Origin of the sequence: Burkholderia sp. MS455 (genome assembly GCF_016899445.1) — a bacterium.
GTDB lineage: Bacteria > Pseudomonadota > Gammaproteobacteria > Burkholderiales > Burkholderiaceae > Burkholderia > Burkholderia pyrrocinia_C.
Window position 1 is genome coordinate 881,935 of the sequence record NZ_CP041779.1, and the last position, 20,040, is coordinate 901,974.

General features: G+C 67.0%; 16 protein-coding genes. 7 read left to right on the top strand and 9 right to left on the bottom strand.

Going from position 1 to position 20,040, the window contains the following annotated elements; all coding sequences use genetic code 11:
- The first annotated feature begins 1 nt into the window (after position 1).
- The 3 genes from FPJ27_RS23220 (at position 2) to FPJ27_RS23230 (ending at position 5,628) form a co-directional block, all read left to right on the top strand.
- Positions 2-1,018 (top strand): glycosyltransferase family 4 protein, encoded by a 1,017-nt coding sequence (locus FPJ27_RS23220; protein WP_204425921.1) that lies wholly within the window; start codon positions 2-4, stop codon positions 1,016-1,018.
- 11 nt (positions 1,019-1,029) lie between these two features.
- Positions 1,030-2,910, top strand: a complete 1,881-nt coding sequence (locus tag FPJ27_RS23225; protein WP_204425922.1) for a nucleoside-diphosphate sugar epimerase/dehydratase — start codon at positions 1,030-1,032, stop codon at positions 2,908-2,910.
- A gap of 348 nt (positions 2,911-3,258) precedes the next feature.
- Entirely contained in the window at positions 3,259-5,628 is a 2,370-nt protein-coding gene (locus tag FPJ27_RS23230; RefSeq protein ID WP_204425923.1) for a protease pro-enzyme activation domain-containing protein, read from the top strand.
- A gap of 92 nt (positions 5,629-5,720) precedes the next feature.
- Here FPJ27_RS23230 and FPJ27_RS23235 read toward each other — a convergent pair whose 3' ends face one another.
- From FPJ27_RS23235 to FPJ27_RS23255, 5 genes are read right to left on the bottom strand one after another with little or no spacing between them, the layout of a single operon-like run.
- The gene (locus FPJ27_RS23235; protein ID WP_204425924.1) at positions 5,721-6,827 is read right to left on the bottom strand and encodes a glycosyltransferase; all 1,107 of its coding nucleotides are present in this window, start codon (positions 6,825-6,827) and stop codon (positions 5,721-5,723) included.
- Between the two features lie 27 nt (positions 6,828-6,854).
- Positions 6,855-7,877: a UDP-glucose 4-epimerase GalE gene (galE, locus tag FPJ27_RS23240; protein ID WP_204425925.1), complete on the bottom strand. Its 1,023-nt coding sequence runs from the start codon at positions 7,875-7,877 to the stop codon at positions 6,855-6,857.
- 14 nt (positions 7,878-7,891) lie between these two features.
- Positions 7,892-9,028 (bottom strand): glycosyltransferase family 4 protein, encoded by a 1,137-nt coding sequence (locus FPJ27_RS23245; protein ID WP_204425926.1) that lies wholly within the window; start codon positions 9,026-9,028, stop codon positions 7,892-7,894.
- 53 nt (positions 9,029-9,081) lie between these two features.
- Positions 9,082-9,906 (bottom strand): glycosyltransferase, encoded by an 825-nt coding sequence (locus tag FPJ27_RS23250; protein WP_204425927.1) that lies wholly within the window; start codon positions 9,904-9,906, stop codon positions 9,082-9,084.
- Complete coding sequence (locus FPJ27_RS23255; RefSeq protein WP_204425928.1) at positions 9,903-11,159, bottom strand: oligosaccharide flippase family protein; 1,257 nt, start codon at positions 11,157-11,159, stop codon at positions 9,903-9,905. The genes FPJ27_RS23250 and FPJ27_RS23255 overlap by 4 nt, the downstream gene beginning before the upstream one ends.
- A gap of 247 nt (positions 11,160-11,406) precedes the next feature.
- Here FPJ27_RS23255 and FPJ27_RS23260 point away from each other — a divergent pair, with 247 nt between their 5' ends.
- From FPJ27_RS23260 to waaA, 4 genes are all read left to right on the top strand, one after another.
- Positions 11,407-12,801, top strand: a complete 1,395-nt coding sequence (locus FPJ27_RS23260) for a phosphomannomutase/phosphoglucomutase (RefSeq protein WP_175962573.1) — start codon at positions 11,407-11,409, stop codon at positions 12,799-12,801.
- A 174-nt stretch (positions 12,802-12,975) separates the two neighbouring features.
- Positions 12,976-13,971, top strand: coding sequence for a lipopolysaccharide heptosyltransferase I (waaC, locus tag FPJ27_RS23265; RefSeq protein WP_072436161.1), 996 nt, complete (start codon positions 12,976-12,978; stop codon positions 13,969-13,971).
- Positions 13,972-13,996: 25 nt separating this feature from the next.
- On the top strand, positions 13,997-14,881 hold the full coding sequence (locus FPJ27_RS23270; RefSeq protein WP_072436160.1) for a Kdo hydroxylase family protein: 885 nt from the start codon (positions 13,997-13,999) through the stop codon (positions 14,879-14,881).
- A 37-nt stretch (positions 14,882-14,918) separates the two neighbouring features.
- Entirely contained in the window at positions 14,919-16,265 is a 1,347-nt protein-coding gene (waaA, locus tag FPJ27_RS23275) for a lipid IV(A) 3-deoxy-D-manno-octulosonic acid transferase (RefSeq protein ID WP_204425929.1), read from the top strand.
- 63 nt (positions 16,266-16,328) lie between these two features.
- Here the strand turns inward: waaA and ureG are convergent, their stop codons facing one another.
- Genes ureG through ureC form a run of 4 tightly spaced genes read right to left on the bottom strand, consistent with a single transcriptional unit; the run spans position 16,329 to position 20,026 of the window.
- Complete coding sequence (ureG, locus tag FPJ27_RS23280; RefSeq protein ID WP_072436159.1) at positions 16,329-16,976, bottom strand: urease accessory protein UreG; 648 nt, start codon at positions 16,974-16,976, stop codon at positions 16,329-16,331.
- Between the two features lie 17 nt (positions 16,977-16,993).
- Entirely contained in the window at positions 16,994-17,674 is a 681-nt protein-coding gene (locus tag FPJ27_RS23285; RefSeq protein ID WP_204425930.1) for an urease accessory UreF family protein, read from the bottom strand.
- Positions 17,661-18,302: an urease accessory protein UreE gene (gene ureE, locus FPJ27_RS23290; protein WP_204425931.1), complete on the bottom strand. Its 642-nt coding sequence runs from the start codon at positions 18,300-18,302 to the stop codon at positions 17,661-17,663. The genes FPJ27_RS23285 and ureE overlap by 14 nt, the downstream gene beginning before the upstream one ends.
- A 17-nt stretch (positions 18,303-18,319) precedes the next feature.
- Positions 18,320-20,026 carry an urease subunit alpha gene (ureC, locus tag FPJ27_RS23295; RefSeq protein WP_204425932.1) on the bottom strand — a complete coding sequence of 569 codons (1,707 nt, stop codon included), beginning with the start codon at positions 20,024-20,026 and terminating at the stop codon, positions 18,320-18,322.
- Positions 20,027-20,040 lie beyond the last annotated feature (14 nt).

Sequence of the window (20,040 nt, forward strand, 5' to 3'; positions counted from 1 at the left end):
CATGCATTTCCCGATATCCACGTGGCCCGGTGCGGTGGCGGTGGCGTTGGCTGCCGCCATTGCGTCGACGGTCATTCTGCGCGCGCTGCTCGCAACCGGCCTCGCGTGGCGCCTTGCCACCGATATTCCGAACGACCGTTCGCTCCATACGCTGCCGACGCCGCGCGTCGGCGGATGGGGCATCGTGCCGGTCTGCATCGTCGCGCTGTTGGCGTTGGCGCCGCACCTGTGGCTGATTGCCATCGCCGCCGCCGGGCTCGCCGCGATGTCCCAGATCGATGATCGGCGCGGGCTGCCGGCCCGCGTGCGGTTTTCGGCGCATCTCGCGGCGGTCGTCGCGCTGATCGTCGTGTTTCCCGCCGCCGAGCCGTGGTGGCTGCTGCTCGGCGTTGGTTTCGTGATGGTCTGGCTGACGAACCTTTACAACTTCATGGACGGCGCCGACGGCCTCGCGGGTGGCATGGCACTGTTCGGCTTCGGCGCGTACGCGATCGCGGCGCTGGCCGGCTCGACGCCGTCGCCGGATCTGATCGCGGCCGGCTCGGCAGTTGCCGGCGCCGCGCTCGGTTTCCTGCTGCTCAATTTCCATCCGGCCCGGCTGTTTCTCGGCGACGCTGGCTCGATTCCGCTCGGATACCTGGCCGGTGCGCTCGGCTACTGGGGCTGGCGGGGCGACGTCTGGCCGATCTGGTTCCCGGCGCTGGTGTTCGCGCCCTTTATCGCTGACGCATCTGTAACACTTTTGAGACGTCTGATACGTGGCGAAAAATTCTGGCAGGCGCACCGGGAGCATTATTATCAAAGGATGGTCCGAGCGGGCGTAGGTCACCGCCGGACCGCACTTTATTGGTACCTCATCATGCTCGTAGGCATAATCGTCGCCGTGTGGGCAAAGGGCCGCCCGGAAAGGCAGCAATGGCTGTCGTTCTTCGCCTGGTACGGCGTCCTGGCATGCATCGGATTGGCGATCGACATGCGTTGGCGCCGGTTTCAGTCGGCCGCCGAAAATAACTCTTGAGGTTCCCGCCGATGTTGCGATCCAAAGCATCATGGCTTTCGCTGAGCGCTTTCCTGTTTGACCTGACGGCGGTCACCGCCGCGTGGTTGTTCGCGTATCTCGTTCGATTCAACGGGAGCGTGCCGTCCGATTTCATGGGCGGCGCGCTGATGGCGCTCGTTTGGGTGCTGCCCGTCTACGCGTTGATGTTCCACTTGTTTGGCCTGTACCGCGGGCTGTGGGTGTTTGCGAGCCTTCCCGACCTGATGAGGATCTCGAAGGCGGTGACCGGCGGCGGCGTGATCGTGATGATTGGTGCCGTGATGTTCCAGCCATCACCGATCATCCCGCGCTCGGTGCTGCTCGTGTCGCCGCTGATATTGTTCCTCGCGATGGGGGGCGCCCGCGCGCTGTACCGTGCAACGAAAGAGTTCTACCTGTACGGCGGGCTCGTCGGGCAGGGCAAGCCGGTGCTCGTACTCGGCGCCGGCACGGCCGGTGCGAGTCTCGCGCGTGAGCTGTCGCGTTCGGGCGAATGGCGGCTGGCCGGCCTCCTCGACGACGACCCGACCAAGCAGGGCCGCGAGATCTACGGCCACAAGGTGCTGGGCTCGTTCAACGACCTCAAGCGCTGGACTGACGCGATGAAGGTCGAGTACGCGATCATCGCGATTCCGTCGGCCTCCGTCGAAACGCAGCGTCGCGTCGCGACGCTGTGCGTGCGGGCCGGCGTGAAGGCGATGGTGCTGCCTTCGCTGACCGCGCTGATGCCGGGGCAGGGCTTCCTGTCGCAGGTGCGGAACATCGATCTCGAGGATCTGCTCGGCCGCGACGCCGTGACGATCGACACGCCGCACGTCGAGGCGCTGCTGCGCGGCCGCGTCGTGATGGTGACGGGCGCGGGTGGCTCGATCGGCTCCGAGCTGTGCCGGCAGATCCTGCGCTTCGCACCGGCGCAGCTTATCGCGTTCGACCTGTCCGAGTACGCGATGTACCGGCTGACCGAGGAACTGCGCGAGCGCTTCCCTGACCTGCCGGTTCTGCCGATCATCGGCGACGCGAAGGATTCGCTGCTGCTCGACCAGGTGATGTCGCGCCACGCGCCGCACATCGTGTTCCATGCAGCCGCCTACAAGCACGTGCCGCTGATGGAGGAGCACAACGCATGGCAGGCGCTGCGCAACAACGTGCTCGGCACGTATCGCGTGGCCCGTGCGGCGATCCGCCACGACGTGCGTCACTTCGTGCTGATCTCGACCGACAAGGCCGTCAATCCGACCAACGTGATGGGCGCGAGCAAGCGCCTCGCCGAAATGGCCTGCCAGGCATTGCAGCAGACGAGCGGGCGCACGCAGTTTGAGACCGTGCGCTTCGGCAACGTGCTCGGCAGCGCGGGCAGCGTGATCCCGAAATTCCAGCAACAGATCTCGAAGGGCGGCCCCGTGACGGTCACGCACCCGGAGATCACGCGTTTCTTCATGACGATCCCGGAAGCGTCGCAGCTCGTGCTGCAGGCGTCGAGCATGGGGCATGGCGGCGAGATCTTCATTCTCGACATGGGCGAACCGGTGAAGATCGTCGATCTCGCGCGCGACCTGATTCGTCTCTACGGCTTTTCTGAAGGGCAGATCCGAATCGAATTCACGGGGCTGCGTCCTGGCGAGAAACTCTACGAGGAACTGCTCGCGGACGACGAAACGACCACGCGCACACCGCATCCGAAGTTGCGGATCGCACGTGCCCGGGAAGTGCCGGACCATCTGCTCGATGAACTGTTGCCGTGGCTGATGCAGCACCGCGTGCTGAGTGACGACGAGGTGCGGCGCGATCTGCGGCGCTGGGTGCCTGAATATCAGACGACGGTTATCCCGGTGCTGCAGAGCGTGCCGAGACGGGCGGTTGCCAGCGAGTGATCGCGCCGTAATCGATCGCGGTGAAATAACAAGCGATCGCGGAATTCATGCCGTTCAGTAGCGAACTGAACGGCATTTTTATTGATGGGATCGCCGCGAACAAAGTCGGATTGGCGCGTGGCGAATGGTGGATGTGATGCTTTCAGTTTTGCAACATCCGAGGCGCGATGTGACGTTATCGGGGAGCGATCGGAGGCGCAAATTGCACTGAACGAGCACAGGGTTCGATATGTCCGCGTATTTGACTACCGGTCGATCTCTGCATATGTTTTCCTCAAGATAGCCATGCGATTGCCGTAAAGAACGATGTGAAAAACTGAATAAAAATCTACGTTCGATACCAATCCGATGAAAGCGGAACATATTGCCAGGGGAATGAGCGCGACACTCATGGTGCTCGTGCTTGCAGGCTGCGGCGGCGGCGACGATGCAAGTCCGGCGGTGGCCGCGGCGCAGGCCGGCAAATTGTCGGCGCTGCGAGCCACAGGCAACGCGGTGAGCGCGGCGCCGATGAGCGCAACGGCGCCGGTCCATGTTGCACTGGTGCTCAAACTGAATGACGAAGCCGGGTTGAACCGCTTTCTGCAGCAAGCGCGAACGCCCGGCAGCGCCAGCTTCGGGGCCGTGCTGACGTCCGCGCAGATTGCCGCGCAGTACGCGCCCACCGCAGGCCAGGTCGCCACCGTGAAGGCCTATTTGGGAAGTAAGGGCTTCACGAACATCAAGGTGGCCGACAACAACATGATCGTCGAAGCCGATGCCCCGGCCGGCGTGATATCCGGCGTGTTCCAGACGTCCCTCGTCCCGGTCGCGATGGCGGACGGCACCAGCACGCATATCAATACCGCCCCGGAGACGATGCCCGATGCGATCAGCGGGGTCGTTCAACGGGTTCTCGGGCTCGATACCGCGACTCGCCTGCATCCGAATTTCGTGCGCGCCTCCAATGCCGGCGCTGCGCCGAGTGCAAATGCGTCGCCGACTACTTCCGCGGTCACGGTGGGTCACAACCCGACGGACTTTCCCGGCATCTATTCCGTCGGCAGCGCCCCGACGGCGGCCAACACCACGGTAGGCATCATTGCCGAAGGAGACGTGACGCAGCCTGTCATCGATCTGTCGACGTTCGAGAGCAACAACCATTTGCCCGCCGTACCCGTTTCGGTGATCCATGCCGGGCTGCCGAGCGCGGACACGAGCGCGAACGTCGAATGGTCGCTCGATAGCCAGGCCATCGTCGGGATGTCCGGCGGCGTCAAGCAACTCAATTTTTATGTTGCGTCATCATTCGCGTGGAGCGATATGGCGCTTGCAATCAATCGCGCCGTGACCGACAACACCGCTCGGGTCATCAACATGTCGATCGGCGGTTGCGAGAACTGGGCGCCGACGGCGGCCATCGACACGCTGTTCCAGCTCGCCGTCGCGCAGGGGCAGACTTTCGCGGTCAGTTCCGGGGATTCAGGCAGCGTGGCGTACGGCTGTACCGGCACGTCGGTGCAATACCCGGCGACGTCCCCGTATGTCGTGGCCGTTGGGGGCACCACGCTCTATACGAACGGGAACGGCAGCTACGCGGGCGAGACGGCGTGGGACTCCAGCGGGGGCGGCATCAGTGGCATCGAGCCCATTCCATCGTGGCAGTCGAACGTTCCGGCGCTGAAGGGGCGGGCGTTCCGGGGCCTGCCGGATCTTGCGTTCGATGCCGATCCCAACAGCGGCGAATTGGTCATCGTCGGCGGACAACTCGAGACGGTGGGCGGTACGAGCCTCTCCGCGCCGCTGTTTACCGCGACCTGGGCGCGCCTGCTGTCCGGCAGTTGCGCGACGAGCCTCGGATTCGCGGCGCCGACGATATACAGCGCGCAATCAACGACCGGGTCGGTCTTTCGCGATATCACCAACGGCAGCAACGGCGCATACAGCGCCGGTTCCGGATGGGACTTCGTGACCGGATGGGGCACGCCGAACGTCAGCGTGCTGCATTCCGCGATATGCGTTCCGACGTCGCCAATCTACGGCGGCGACGTCAGTGCAGGTACGATTCTCAAGCCGGGGCAAATCGTGTATTCGGCGTCCAAAAGCCATGAGCTAGTCATGCAGGATGACGGCAACCTCGTGCTGTTCAACGTGGCTAATGGTGCCGCGATTTGGAATTCCGGCACGTATGGCAACGTCGGGGCGTATGCCGTCTTTCAGACCGATGGCAATTTCGTGGTCTACGGCGCGAGCGGCAACGCGCTGTGGTACTCGGCGACCAACAGCGCGTCCTACGGCCAGTATCTTGCAGTGCAGGACGACGGCAACATGGTGATCTACCGATCGTTCGTCCCGGTATTTGCCACATCGACCGCTACCAACGGATATACGAATTCCACGAGCGGCCCGACCGTCTGGAATGGCGGCGTTACCCTCGGCAGCGGCCAAAGTTTCACTTCAGGCAATGGCGCGAACGTGCTGGTCATGCAGGGAGACGGGAATTTGGTGCTGCTTCGCCAAGGCGTTGCGCAGTGGAATTCGGGTACCTATAGTCACCCGGGCGCATTTGCGACGATGCAAACGGATGGCAATCTGGTCGTCTACAGTTCGACGGGCGTCCCGCTCTGGTATACCGGCACCAGTGGCAATTCAGGCGCGGCCACTTACGTTCAAGACGACGGTAACGTCGTGATCTATACGCGGCTGCCGCGCTGGAGCACGAATACCGCCGGGACCTAGTATTTCACTCGTCCATTCTCGATCGCACCGTTGCGGCCCCGTCACCAACGGCGGGCCGTGCGACTCGGTGACACGTCGGCCACCCGTGCCGCTCAATGCCCGCCCCGGTGCTTCCTCACCACCATCCACCTCGGCGCCCTGAACCGCACGATGCTGAGATAAAGCCATACATACGTCAACGCGAACAGCACGACGAACACGAACAGATGCACGGTATGCCGCCAGAACAGCGTCGCCGGGATCACCGCGACGAGGCACAGCAGCCAAAGATAAGGCGAGGTGAGCGAATTCCGCCGCGTCAGATCATGCGCATGCTTCGTCCCCACCGCCCAGCGCATCAGCCGCTTGTACACGAGCATGTGCAGGTGCACGCCGTCCGGAATCCCCGGCGACATCCCGCGGATGAACTTCTTCCGGTAGATCGAGAAGCACGTCTCGAAGATCGGGTACATAAAAAGCAGCACCGGATACCAAGCTGACACTTCGCGATTGCGCATCACGAGCATGATCGCGAGTTCCGCGAGCATGAACCCGATGAAATACGCGCCGCCGTCGCCGAGAAAGATCAGCCCGGCCGGGAAATTCCACAGGAAAAAACCGAGCACGGCGCCCATCATGATGATCGACGCGGACATCACGACCGGATCGTTGACATGGAACGCCACGTACGCGAGCGACGCGAACATCATGAAGCTGACCATCGACGCGAGTCCGTTGAAGCCGTCGATGATGTTGATCGCATTCGCGAGGGCCGCGACCGCGAGCACCGTGATGAACGCCGAGATGGCCACGTAGCCGAGCAGGAAATCGAGCGGCGGCACGCTGATGCGCTTGACCGCGATACCCATCACCCCGAACGCGAGCGCGGCCGCGCCCATCGTGCACAGCAGCCGCGCACGCGGGGACACGCGCTTGGTCAGGTCCTCGACGAGGCCGGACAGGAACGCCGGCAGCCCACATGCGGCGATCCCGAGAATGCTGCCGGCGATCGTCGGATAGCGCCGCGACAGGATCAGCGCGGCAATGACGACCCCGGCGAGGATCCCGATGCCCCCAACGCGCGGCACGGGCCGCACGTGGAATTTCTGCACGCCGGCCAGGTCGCTGTCGACCGAGAATTTCTCGTGAAGGTGCGCGTAGCGCACGATGAACAGCGTGACGAGCAGGGAGACGATGAAGCCGGACGCGAAGCTGAGCATGGGATCGCTCGAAAAATGGACAGCGGATTATACAAAACCGCGCGGGTTGCCCTCCTGCCATCGCCAGTGGTCGGCACACATCTCTTCAATACCGAGCGTCGCGCGCCAGCCGATGATGTCGGCCGCGGCCTGCGGATTCGCGTAGCACTCGGCGATGTCGCCCGGGCGGCGCGCGACGAGCTCGTACGGCACCGGGCGGCCCGATGCCTTCTCGAACGCGCGCACGACTTCCAGCACGCTGTAGCCCTGGCCCGTGCCGAGGTTCACGACGAAGCTCGCGTCGCGCTTCGCCAGCGCGTCGAGCGCGGCGATGTGCCCCTTCGCGAGATCGACGACGTGGATGTAGTCGCGCACGCCCGTGCCGTCCGGCGTCGGGTAGTCGGAGCCGAACACGCGCAGCTTCTCCAGCTTGCCGACGGCGACCTGCGCGACATACGGCATCAGGTTGTTCGGGATGCCGGCCGGATCCTCGCCGATCAGCCCGCTCGCATGCGCGCCGACCGGGTTGAAGTAGCGCAGCGTCGCGATGTGCCACGCCGGGTCGGACACCTCGAGATCGCGCAGGATCTGCTCGGCGATCAGCTTCGACTGGCCGTACGGGTTGGTCGCGGACAGCGGGAACGATTCGTCGATCGGCGAGCGCTCGGGCACGCCGTACACGGTTGCCGACGAACTGAACACGAACTGCTTGACGTTGCGCTCGCGCATGACCTTGAGCACGGCGAGCAGGCCGCCGATGTTGTTCTGGTAGTACTCGAGCGGTTTCGCGACCGATTCGCCGACGGCCTTGAGCGCCGCGAAGTGGATCGTGCCGGTGATCGGGTGAGCGTCGAACACCTTCGCGAGCGCGGTTTCGTCGCACACGTCAACCTGGTGGAACGCGGGCGTCCTGCCCGTGATCTGCTCGATGCGCCGCACGGACTCGGCCTTGCTGTTGACGAGGTTGTCGACGATCACGACATCGTAGCCGTTGTCGAGCAGCTCGACGGCCGTGTGCGAGCCGATATAGCCCGCACCGCCGGTAACGAGGATGGTGCCTTTAGCGGTCATGCTGATGCGCTCCTTCAGAGGGTGATGCCTGTCAACGAATGAATGGTCTGCCGGTAACGTTCGACGACCTGCTGCTCGTCGAATTCCGCCGTGACCTTCCGCCGGCCGCGCGCGCCCATCGCGTCGCGTCCGGCCGTTCCGAGTTCGATCATGCGGAGCAGTTGCTCCGCGAGGCTCGCGCTGTCGCGCACGCGGCACAGGAAACCCGTTTCGCCGTCGGCGACGACGTCGCGGCAGCCCGGCACGTCGGTCGCGACGATCGGGCGGCCCATCGCCGAGGCTTCCATCAGCGTGCGCGGCACGCCTTCGCGGTACGACGGCAGCACGACGCAGTCGGTGGCTGCGATATGCGGGCGCACGTCGTGCGCTTCGCCGAGATACTCGACGATGCCTTCGCCGACCCACGCGTCGACATCCACGCGGCCGATCGCGCTCGGATTGTCGACGCCGAGCGGCCCGAGCAGCTGGAAGCGCGCGTTCGGGAAGCGGGCCCGCACGATGCGCGCGGCCTCGACGTATTCGCGCACGCCCTTGTCCCACAGCAGCCGGCCGATCAGGATGAAGACAGGCGCGTCGCCGCCGGGCAGCGGCACGGGCGCGAACTGTTCGAGGTCGACGCCTTCGCCGTGCAGCAGCCGCGCGCGGTCGGGATGCGCGAGCAGCCGCTCGTCGGTGAACGTTGCGAGATCGTCGCGGTTCAGGAACCAGACTTCACGCGGGAAGCGGAACGCGAAGCGGTACAGGCGTTTCGCGACGCTCGCCGCGCGGCTCTTCTGGATGAAGACATAACCGAGCCCCGTCGTCACCGCGATCGACGGCACGCGCGCGAGCCATGCGGCGATCGAGCCGTAGATGTTCGGCTTGATCGTGTAATGGAACACGAGATCGGGCTTCAGTGCGCGGTAGTGACGCACCAGCGCGGCGAGCGTGCCGAGATCCTCGCGCGGGCTCGTGCCTTTCGACGCGACCGCGAGCGCCACGTAGCGGCAGCCCATCTGCTCGAGCAGCGGCACCGTGCGGTCGTGCGGTGCGATCACGATGACCTCGGCGCCGCGCGCGACGAGCGCACGGATCAAGCCGTGGCGGTACGTGTAGATCGCCCAGGCCGTGTTGCAGACGAGCGCGATGCGCAGCGGGGAGGTGGCGGACATGAAAAAAAGAAAAAAATAAAGCGTCGAAAATGCCGAAGGGGCCGGATCCGCGCTCAAGCGGACGGCCGCGCGGCGAACAGCGTCCGCTTGATCCGCTGCAGCGTGCGGTACGGCGTCACGAAATGCAGCAGGTTCTTGGCGAGGCCGGCCCAGTCGTACGGGTTCAGCGCGTTGAAGTGGCGCAGCAGCAGCGACAGCGTCGACACCAGTTGGCGCCGGCGCTTGGTCGCGCTGATCCCGCCCTCGTTGAGTTCGTAATAAAGGCCGAGTTCCGGCAGGTTCGCGCAATCGTAGCGTTGCATTAACCGTAAAAAAAGATCGAGATCCTCGGCCGCGCGGTATTTCGCGCGATAGTTGCCGACCTCCAGCACGGCGTCGATGCGCAGCATCACCGACGGATGCACGAGCGGTGAGCGCAGGAAGCGCGTGCGGCGCAGCGTGCGCGGATCGGCGGGCGGCGTCAGCATGAAGCGCGGCTCGCCGGCGCGCGACACGACCTGCGTCCACATGCCGACGCAGGCCACGCGCGGATGGGCGCCGAGATACGCACGCTCCTTTGCGAGGCGTTGCGGCGCGGCGAGATCGCCCGCGTCGATGCGCGCCGCATAGCGGAAGCCGCGCGCCGCGAGCGCGTCGATGCCGGCCGCGAGCGCGCGCTCGATGCCGCCGTTGCGCGGCATGCGCAGCACCTCGATCGCGAGGCCGGGCAGGTCGGGCGCGACGATCGGCGGCGTGCTGCCGTCGTCGACGATCAGTACGTGCACGGGCGCGTCCTCGCGAAACGACGCGAGGGTCCGGACGACGTCGTCGTGCCCGTTGTAGGCCGGCATCAGCACGGCCACGTCGTCGAGCGGGGGCGGGCAATCGGGGGGCGTCATGTTTGCAGCTTGAAACGGATGTAATAAAAATTGACGGCGGCCGCGGCCAGGTAGCCGGCCGCCAGCCCGACGAGCGCGCCGTACAGGCCGAGCCGCGGGATCGCGAACAGGTTGACGAGCGCGGCGATCGCGAGCGCGAGCAGCCATTTCGACAGCAATACGAATTTTGCTTGATATTTGAGAACGATAAGATTGCCTATCGCCTCGATGCCGGCCGGCACGGACAGCCAGACGGCCCAGCGGAAGATGTCGACCGATGCTTCGTAGCCGCGGCCGAACACCTTGCCGACGATCAGCGGGGCGGCCGCGTCGAGCACGAGCGCGCCGGCCGTCATCAGGCAGGCCGTCATCGCGATCAGCCGGACGATGTTGCGGCGCAGCCGCGCGACGTCCTGCACGCGGTAGACGAATGCGGGCGCGATCGTTTGCGCGAGCATCAGCGCGAGCGTGATCCAGTTCTCGTTGAGCTGCTGCGCGGCCGAGTAGCGGCCGAGATCGGCGAACGACACGTGGCGCTCGAGCATCAGGCGGTCGAGCTTCAGGAACAGGTACATGCAGATGAGGCCGAGCCAGAACACGGTGCCGGCCGTCGCAAAGTGCCTGAACAGCGGTTTATCGAACGTCCAGCCGAGCGCGCCGCCGTTACGATGCCGGTAGTAGAGCAGCAGCGCGAAGCCGATCGCGGCGGCCTCGAGCGCCCACAGCCACCCGAAGCGCGCGGGGCCGGCGGCCGCGCGGACCAGCAGCCAGACGAGCAGCGCCTTCGCCAGCGCGGTGATCATGCTGGTGACGAGCTGCGGCTTGCTGTAGGTCATGCTTTGCAGCCACGCGTTGATCACGCCGACGAACGGCTCGCGGAACACCATCGTGACGGCCAGGCCGGCGAGCATCGCGCCGACCAGCGGATCGAAGGCGCCCGCGGCGATCGCGATCCAGGTCGCGACGAGCGCGGCGGCCGATACGGCGATGCGCAGCGCGAACGCGCTGCCGAGCACCGCGCCGAGCTGGGCAGTCGGGCGCTGGACGATGGTCGGCACGAGGATTTCCGCGCCGCACACCCAGGTGAGCGGTGCCAGTACCAGGAGGAGCGTATTCGCATACTGCCATTTGCCGAACACATCCGGCCCGAAATAACGGGCCAGAAGACCGCTGATCGCGATCGCGACGCCGATCTGCGTGAGCCGTTCGAGCCCCAGCCAGACGAGGTTCGCGACGGCCTTCGCGACATCCGGGTTGCCGAAGCGCTTCAGCATGCGCGGCGGCCGCATGTACGCGGGGCGGCCGGCAGGGCGCCCGGAGGCTGCGGGTTGGCGGCGGCGGGACGGCTAGGCATTAAAATGGGCGACATGCGCGTCATCAAAACCCGCGATTATAAGTGGGATCGGGGCCGCTCCAGCCGTTCCGTTCCTTGTTTCGCCGGGCCTGCCTGTATCATGCGCGGCACCGGCGAGACGCGGCCAGACAATTTTCCATGCACGCAACCGAGAGAGAAGAGAATCGATGATCTCCCAATCCATCTTCAAGGCATATGACATTCGTGGCGTGGTCGGCAAGACGCTCGACGTCGACACGGCGCGCGGGATCGGCCGGGCATTCGGCAGCGAAGTGCGCGCCCAGGGCGGCGACGCGGTCGTCGTCGCGCGCGACGGCCGCCTGTCCGGGCCCGAACTCGTCGGCGCGCTCGCGGACGGCCTGCGTGCGGCGGGCGTCGACGTCGTCGACGTCGGCATGGTGCCCACGCCGGTCGGCTATTTCGCGGCGAGCGTGCCGCTTGCGCTGAAGGGCGGCGAGCGCCGCGTCGATTCGTGCATCGTCGTCACGGGCAGCCACAACCCGCCCGACTACAACGGCTTCAAGATGGTACTGCGCGGCGCCGCGATCTACGGCGAGCAGATCCAGGCGCTGTACCGCCGCATCGTCGACGAGCGCTTCGAGACGGGCAGCGGCACCTACGAGCAGGTCGACGTCGCCGATCAGTACATCGCGCGCATCGTCGGCGACGTGAAGCTCGCGCGGCCGATCAAGCTCGTCGTCGACGCCGGCAACGGCGTCGCGGGCCCGCTCGCGACGCGCCTGTTCAAGGCGCTCGGCTGCGAACTCGTCGAGCGCTTCACCGACATCGACGGCACGTTCCCGAACCATCACCCCGATCCCGCGCACCCGGAAAACCTGCAGGACGTGATCCAGGCGCTGAAGGACACCGATGCCGAGCTCGGCTTCGCGTTCGACGGCGACGGCGACCGCCTCGGCGTCGTCACGAAGGACGGCCAGATCATCTATCCGGACCGCCAGCTGATGCTGTTCGCGGAAGAAGTGCTGTCGCGCAACCCGGGCGCGCAGATCATCTACGACGTGAAGTGCACGCGCCACCTCGCGCAGTGGGTGAAATCGAAGGGCGGCGAGCCGCTGATGTGGAAGACGGGCCACTCGCTCGTGAAGGCGAAGCTGCGCGAGACGGGTGCGCCGCTTGCCGGCGAAATGAGCGGCCACGTGTTCTTCAAGGATCGCTGGTACGGCTTCGACGACGGCCTCTACACGGGCGCGCGCCTGCTCGAGATCCTCACGAAGACGGCCGACCCGAGCGCACTGCTCAACGGGCTGCCGGACGCGATGAGCACGCCCGAACTGCAGCTGTGGCTCGAAGAGGGCGAGAACTTCCGCCTGATCGACAAGCTGCAGAAAGAGGCGAAGTTCGACGGCGCCGAGGAAGTCGTGACGATCGACGGCCTGCGCGTCGAGTACCCGGACGGCTTCGGCCTCGCGCGTTCGTCGAACACGACGCCGGTCGTCGTGATGCGTTTCGAGTCGGAGACGCAGGAAGGGCTCAAGCGCATCCAGGAGGACTTCCGCCGCGTGCTGACGGCCGCGAAGCCGGACGTCAAGCTGCCGTTCTGAGCGTCGGCGGCCTGCGGGCCGCCAACGGCGCGACGGCCGATCCACCGGTCGCGTCATCCCCGAAAAGCGGCGCACGCCACAGCGTGCGGCCGCTTTTTGTCTGTCTGCTCCCCCGGGCGAGATAAAATCGCTCCTTTATGTCTGTCGCCGGCTGCCAGCCGGCGTTTTTTCAGCGTGCAAAAGATCCTGATCGTGCGCGTGTCGTCGCTGGGCGACGTCGTGCACAACATGCCGGTGATCGCCGATATCCGGCGCCGCCACCCCGATGCGCAGATCGACTGGCTCGTCGAGGAAAGCTTCGTCGACCTCGTGCGGCTCGTCGACGGCGTGCGCGAGGTGCTGCCGTTCTCGCTGCGCCGCTGGCGCAAGAAGCCGTTCTCGGGCGCCACGTGGCGCGAGATCCGCGCCTTCCGCCGGCGCCTCGCGGCCGAGCAGTACGACCTCGTGATCGACTGCCAGGGCCTCATCAAGACGGCCTGGGTCGCGAGCTGGGCGCGCGGCCCGCTCGTCGGGCTCGGCAACCGCACCGACGGCGCCGGCTACGAATGGCCCGTGCGCTTCTTCTACCGCAAGCGTGTGCCGATCGCGCCGCGCACGCATGTCGTCGAGCGCTCGCGGCAACTCGTCGCGGCCGCGCTCGGCGATCCGGTGCCGACGCCGGCCGATCCGGTCGACTTCGGCCTCGACACGCGCGCGGCGGCGCTCGCGGTGGCCGCGCTCGGCCTGAACTTGCCGGTGCCGTACGTGGTGTTCGTCCATGCGACGTCGCGCGCCGACAAGCAGTGGCCGGACGCCGCGTGGATCGAGCTCGGCCAGGCGCTCGTGCGGCGCGGCGCGTCGCTCGTGCTGCCGTGGGGCAACGACGCGGAGCGCGCGACGAGCGAGCGGCTCGCGAAGGAGTTCGGCGCGGCGGCGATCGTGCCGCCGAAGCTGTCGCTGCCGGCCGTGGTCGGGCTGATCGACGGCGCGGCCGCGACCGTCGGGGTTGATACAGGTCTGGTTCACATCGCGGCCGCGCTGAAGCGTCCGACGGTCGAACTGTACAATTTCGCGACGGCCTGGCGGACCGGCGGCTACTGGTCGCCGAACGTCGTCAATCTCGGCACGGCGGGGCAACCCCCGTCGATCGCGCAGGTGAAGTCGGCGCTCGCGGGCTTCGGTCTCCTGTAACGCCTGTCAATTACGCGAACCGATCATGAGCGAATCCCAGATCATCGAAGTCCCGTCCGCCGACTGGAGCGGACACAACCTGTCGGCGCCGCGCGAGCAGCTGCTGGCCGCGGTCGAGGAAGGCAAGGTGCTGTATTTCCCGCACCTGCGCTTCGCGATCGAAGGCGGCGAGGAAGCGCTGCTCGATCCGGCGCTCGCCGATCCGAAACGCAAGAACATCAGCCTCGCGCCGAACGGCGGCGCGCTCGCCGGCGTGCTCGGCGACAGCGTCACGCAGTCGGCCGTGCGCGCGCTCGTCGCGCGCTTCCAGCAGCAGGCCGGCACGCTCGTCGACGGCCTGTTCCCCGAATACCGCGGCAAGCTGCGCGTCGCGCCGACGAGCCTGCGGCTGATGCAGGTCGAGACGCGCCAGACGTCGTGGCGCAAGGACGACAGCCGGCTGCACGTCGACGCGTTCCCGTCGCGGCCGAACTACGGCGAGCGCATCCTGCGCGTGTTCACGAACGTGAACCCGGCCGGCGTGCCGCGCGTGTGGCGCGTGGGCGAGCCGTTCGAGGACGTCGCGAAGCGTTTCCTGCCGCGCATCAGGCCGCAGTTCCCCGGTTCCGCGTGGCTGCTGAACCTGCTGCACGTGACGAAGTCGCCGCGCAGCGCGTACGACCACCTGATGCTGAACCTGCACGACGGCATGAAGGCCGATCTCGACTACCAGAAGACGTGCCCGCAGCAGACGATGCCGTTCCCGCCGGGCAGCGTGTGGATATGTTTCTCGGATCAGACTTCGCACGCTGTGATGTCCGGCCAGTTCATGCTCGAGCAGACCTTCTTCCTGCCGGTCGACGCGATGGTCCGCCGCGAATGTGCGCCGCTCGGCATTCTCGAGCGCCTGACGGGCAGGGCGCTGGTTTGAGCGCGCACCTGCTTCGGAGCAATACGAGGGCCGCCGCATGCTGAGGGCGATCTATCGCGCGCTGTGGTGGCTCGTCGCACCCGCTGCGGTCATCCGGCTTTATGTGCGCTCGCGCAAGGAGCGCGGCTATCGCGAGCACATCGGCGAACGTTTCGGCCGCGTGGCGGGCCGCTCGCGCGACGACCGTGCGCCGCTGATCTGGGTGCATGCGGTATCGGTCGGCGAAACGCGCGCCGCGCAGCCGCTGATCGATGCGCTGATGCACGCGCGCCCCGATGCGCGCATTCTGCTCACGCACATGACGCCGAGCGGCCGCGCGACCGGCGAACAGATCTTCGGCGATCGCGTGCTGCGCTGCTACCTGCCGTACGACATGCCGGGCCTGGTGCGGCGCTTCCTGCACGCATGGCGGCCGACGCTCGGCCTCGTGATGGAAACCGAGGTGTGGCCGACGCTGATCGACGAGTGCCGCCGCGCGGACGTGCCGCTCGTGCTGACCAATGCGCGGATGTCGGCGCGTTCGTTCCGGCGCGCGGCGAAGTTCGGCGCGGCGACGCGCGACGTGTTCGGCGGCTTCTCGCGCGTGCTCGCGCAGAGCCCGGCCGATGCGGAGCGGCTGACGTCGCTCGGTGCGCGCAACGTGACCGTGCTCGGCAACCTGAAGTTCGACATGGCGACGCCGCCGGAACTCGCGGCGCGCGGCCATGCGTGGCGCGATGCGATAGGCGCGCGGCCCGTGTGGGTTGCCGCCAGCACGCGCGAGAACGAGGAGGCGCTGGTGCTGCAGGCGTTCGCCGCGATGCGCACGCCCGGCGCGCTGCTGGTGCTCGTGCCGCGCCACCCGCAGCGTTTCGCCGAGGTCGAGGCGCTCGTCGAGCGCGGCGGGCTCAAGTGCGTGCGACGCTCGGCATGGGCGGCCGACACGGCCGCGCTCGCGGCCGGCCACCCGGCTGCCGAACCGCTGCCGGGCGACGTGACGGTGCTGCTCGGCGATTCGATGGGCGAGCTCGGCGCGTACTACGCGGCCGCCGACGTCGCGTTCATCGGCGGCAGCCTGCTGCCGCTCGGCGGACAGAACCTGATCGAGGCGTGCGCGGTCGGCGTGCCGGTGCTGATCGGCCCGCACGTGTTCAACTTCACGCAGGCGACCGCCGATGCGGTCGCGGCCGGCGCGGCGATGCAGGTCGAGGATCCGCTCGATCTCGCGCACGTGCTCGACGCGCTGTTCGCCGACAAGGCGCGGCGCATCGCGATGGGCGCGGCCGGCGCCGCCTTCGCGTCGCGTCACCGCGGCGCGACCGCGCGCACGGTCGACGTGCTCGCGGCACTGCTGCCGCCCGCCGAACGCGGCGAGCGTGAGCAGCAGGACGCTTCCGACGAATAGGCGAGGGCGGCGCGATGCCGCCCCGGGCATGCGTGGCGGCGTCGTGTGCCGCCGCCGCGCTGCTCAGACCGTCAGCAAGCCCTTCTTCTCGATGAACGCGATCACGTCCGCGACGCCGTCGAGCGCCTTCAGGTTCGTCATCACGTAAGGCCGCTCGCCGCGCATCTTCTTCGTGTCGGACGCCATCACGTCGAGGTTCGCGCCGACCAGCGGCGCGAGATCGGTCTTGTTGATCACGAGCAGGTCGGACTTCGTGATGCCGGGGCCGCCCTTGCGCGGAATCTTCTCGCCGCCCGCGACGTCGATCACGTAGATCGTCAGGTCCGACAGCTCGGGGCTGAACGTCGCCGCGAGATTGTCGCCGCCCGATTCGATGAACACGATGTCGGCGTCGGGAAAGCGCGACAGCATCCGGTCGACGGCCTCGAGGTTGATCGACGCATCCTCGCGGATCGCCGTGTGCGGGCAGCCGCCCGTCTCGACGCCCATGATGCGCTCCTCGGGCAGCGCGCCCGCAACGGTCAGCAGCCGCTGGTCTTCCTTCGTATAGATGTCGTTGGTGATCGCGACGAGGTCGTACTTGTCGCGCATCGCCTTGCACAGCATTTCGAGCAGCGTGGTCTTGCCGGAGCCGACGGGGCCGCCGATGCCGACGCGCAGCGGCGGCAGTTTCTTCGTGCGGCGGGCGGAGGAGGGAGCAGGTGCGTTCATGGCGGGTAGCGTCGTGTTCAGGAGCGGAACAACCGCGAGTACTGGGTTTCGTGCCGCGCGGACAGGATGCCGAGCTGCGGCGCGAACGTGTTGACGGCATCGGGCGGCGTCGCAAGCGCGCGGCGCACGGCCGCGTCGATCGCGCCGCGCAGCGCGACGATGATGCGTTGCCCGGCGAGCTGGCCGAGCGGCACGGCCTTCAGCGCGGCGGATGTCTGGTTCTCGACCCAGCCGAAGGCGTACGCGGCGAGCGTCGCGTCGGCGCCGGCATCGTGCGCGGCGGCCGCGTATGCGAATGCGGTCGGCAGCGCGATAGGCGACATCGATGCGAGCGTCGCGCGGCGCGCGGCATCGCCCCATTCGAGCGACGCGCAGAGCTGCGCGAGCGACCAGCCCATCTGTTCGGTCTCGCGACGCAGTTCCGCCGATTCGCGGCTCGCGATGAACCACGCATTTTCGGCGGCGAGCGCGTTCGCGTCATGCGCATGCCAGCGCGCGAGCTGGTGCGCGAGGAACGGCAGCTCGCCGTGCGCGAGCACGTCGGTCAGGCCGCTCGCGATCCAGTCGCGCGCGGAATCGGCGTCGTGGATCAGGTTCGCGTCGAGCGCGGCTTCGAGGCCCTGCGAATAGCTGTACGCGCCGATCGGCAGCGCCGGCGACGCGAGGTGCAGCAGCGCGACGAGTTCAGTGGTGGTCATGGCCGTGGCCGTGCGTGCATCCGGGACCATGCTGATGATCGTGATCGTGATCGTGATCGTGATCGTGATCGTGATCGTGATCGTGATCGTGATCGTGCGAATGCGAATGCCCGTGGTGTTCGCCGAATACCTGCTGCGCGAGCGCATAGTCCTCGGCGAACGTCGCGTCGTGCCCGTGCTTGTGGCCGCCGCCGTATGCGCCGGCTTCCGGCTGGAACGGCGCGCTCGACGTTTCGACCTGCGTGCCGAGCCGGCGCAGCATGTCCGCGAGCACCGGATCGGCTTCGAGCTTCAGGTAGCCGTCGCCGATCTCGACCGGCGTGTGACGGTTGCCGAGGTGGTACGCGGCGCGCATCAGCGTGAGCGGATCGATCGCGCGTACGAGCAGTACGGCTTCGGGCGCCGCGGCGACGCGCACGAGCGCGCCGTCGTCGGCGACGAGCACGTCGCCGTCCCGCAGCACGGTGCCGCGCGGCAGCAGCACTGCGACGTCCTCGCCGGTGTCGAGCGTCGCCGCGAGGCGGCTCTTGCAGCGGGCGTCATACGCGAGCGTGAGCGTCGGTGCGCGCGCGACGAGCGACGCGGCGAGTTTCACGTTCGGGGCAATGCGTTTGTCGAGGGTGCGCATAAAACGAAAACCGGAAATCAGAACAGGAAATAGCGCTGCGCCATCGGCAGCACCGTCGCCGGCTCGCAGGTGAGCAACTGGCCGTCGGCGATCACGTCGTAGGTTTCGGGATCGACGCTGATCGACGGGCGCCATGCGTTGTGGATCATGTCGGCCTTCGTCACGTTGCGGCAGTTGCGCACGGGCACGATCCGTTTTGCAAGGCCGTAGCGCTCCGCGATGCCCGCATCGGCCGCCATCTGCGACACGAAGGTCAGCGACGTGCGCGCGAGCGCGCCGCCGCGCGTCGCGAACATCTCGCGATAGTGGACGGGCTGCGGCGTCGGGATCGACGCGTTCGGGTCGCCCATCTGCGCGACCGCGATCATCCCGCCCTTCAGGATCATCGACGGCTTGATCCCGAAGAACGCGGGCTCCCACAGCACGAGGTCGGCCCACTTGCCGGGCTCGATCGAACCGACTTCGTGCGCGATCCCGTGCGTGATCGCCGGGTTGATCGTGTACTTCGCGACGTAGCGCTTCGCGCGGAAGTTGTCGTTGCGCGCGCCGTCTTCGGGCAGCGCGCCGCGCTGCACCTTCATCTTGTGCGCGGTCTGCCAGGTGCGGATGATCACTTCGCCGACGCGGCCCATCGCCTGCGAATCGGACGACAGCATCGACAGCGCGCCGAGATCGTGCAGGATGTCCTCGGCCGCGATCGTCTCGCGGCGAATGCGCGATTCGGCGAACGCGAGATCCTCGGCGATCGACGGATCGAGGTGATGGCACACCATCAGCATGTCGAGATGCTCGTCGAGCGTGTTGATCGTGTACGGGCGCGTCGGGTTGGTCGACGACGGCAGCACGTTCGCCTCGCCGCACACCTTCAGGATGTCGGGCGCATGGCCGCCGCCCGCGCCTTCGGTGTGGTACGTGTGGATCGTGCGGCCCTTGAACGCGGCAACCGTCGATTCGACGAAGCCGGCTTCGTTCAGCGTGTCGGTGTGGATCGCGACCTGCGTGTCGGTGTCGTCGGCCACCGACAGGCAGTTGTCGATCGCGGCGGGCGTCGTGCCCCAGTCTTCGTGCAGCTTCAGGCCGATCGCGCCGGCCGCGATCTGCTCGACGAGCGGCTGCGGCAGGCTCGCGTTGCCCTTGCCGAGAAAGCCGAGGTTGATCGGCCAGCCGTCGGCCGCCTGCAGCATCCGCTCCATGTGCCACGGGCCCGGCGTGCAGGTCGTCGCGTTGGTGCCGGTGGCCGGCCCCGTGCCGCCGCCGAGCATCGTCGTGACGCCCGATGCGAGCGCCTCGTCGATCTGCTGCGGGCTGATGAAGTGGATGTGCGTGTCGATGCCGCCCGCGGTCACGATCAGCCCTTCGCCGGCGATCACTTCGGTCGCGGCGCCAATCGCGATCGTCACGCCCGGCTGGATGTCGGGATTGCCGGCCTTGCCGATCGCGGCGATGCGGCCGTGCTTGATCGCGATGTCGGCTTTCACGATGCCCCAGTGATCGAGGATCACCGCGTTCGTGATGACCGTGTCGGGCACGTCGGCGGCCACGCGCTGCGACTGGCCCATCCCGTCGCGGATCACTTTCCCGCCGCCGAATTTCACTTCCTCGCCGTAGGTCGTGAAGTCGCGTTCGATCTCGATCAGCAGTTCGGTATCGGCGAGCCGGACGCGGTCGCCCGTCGTCGGCCCGAACATTTCCGCGTACGCGCGGCGGCTCAAGCGTAGTGTCATGTCGTGCTGTTCCT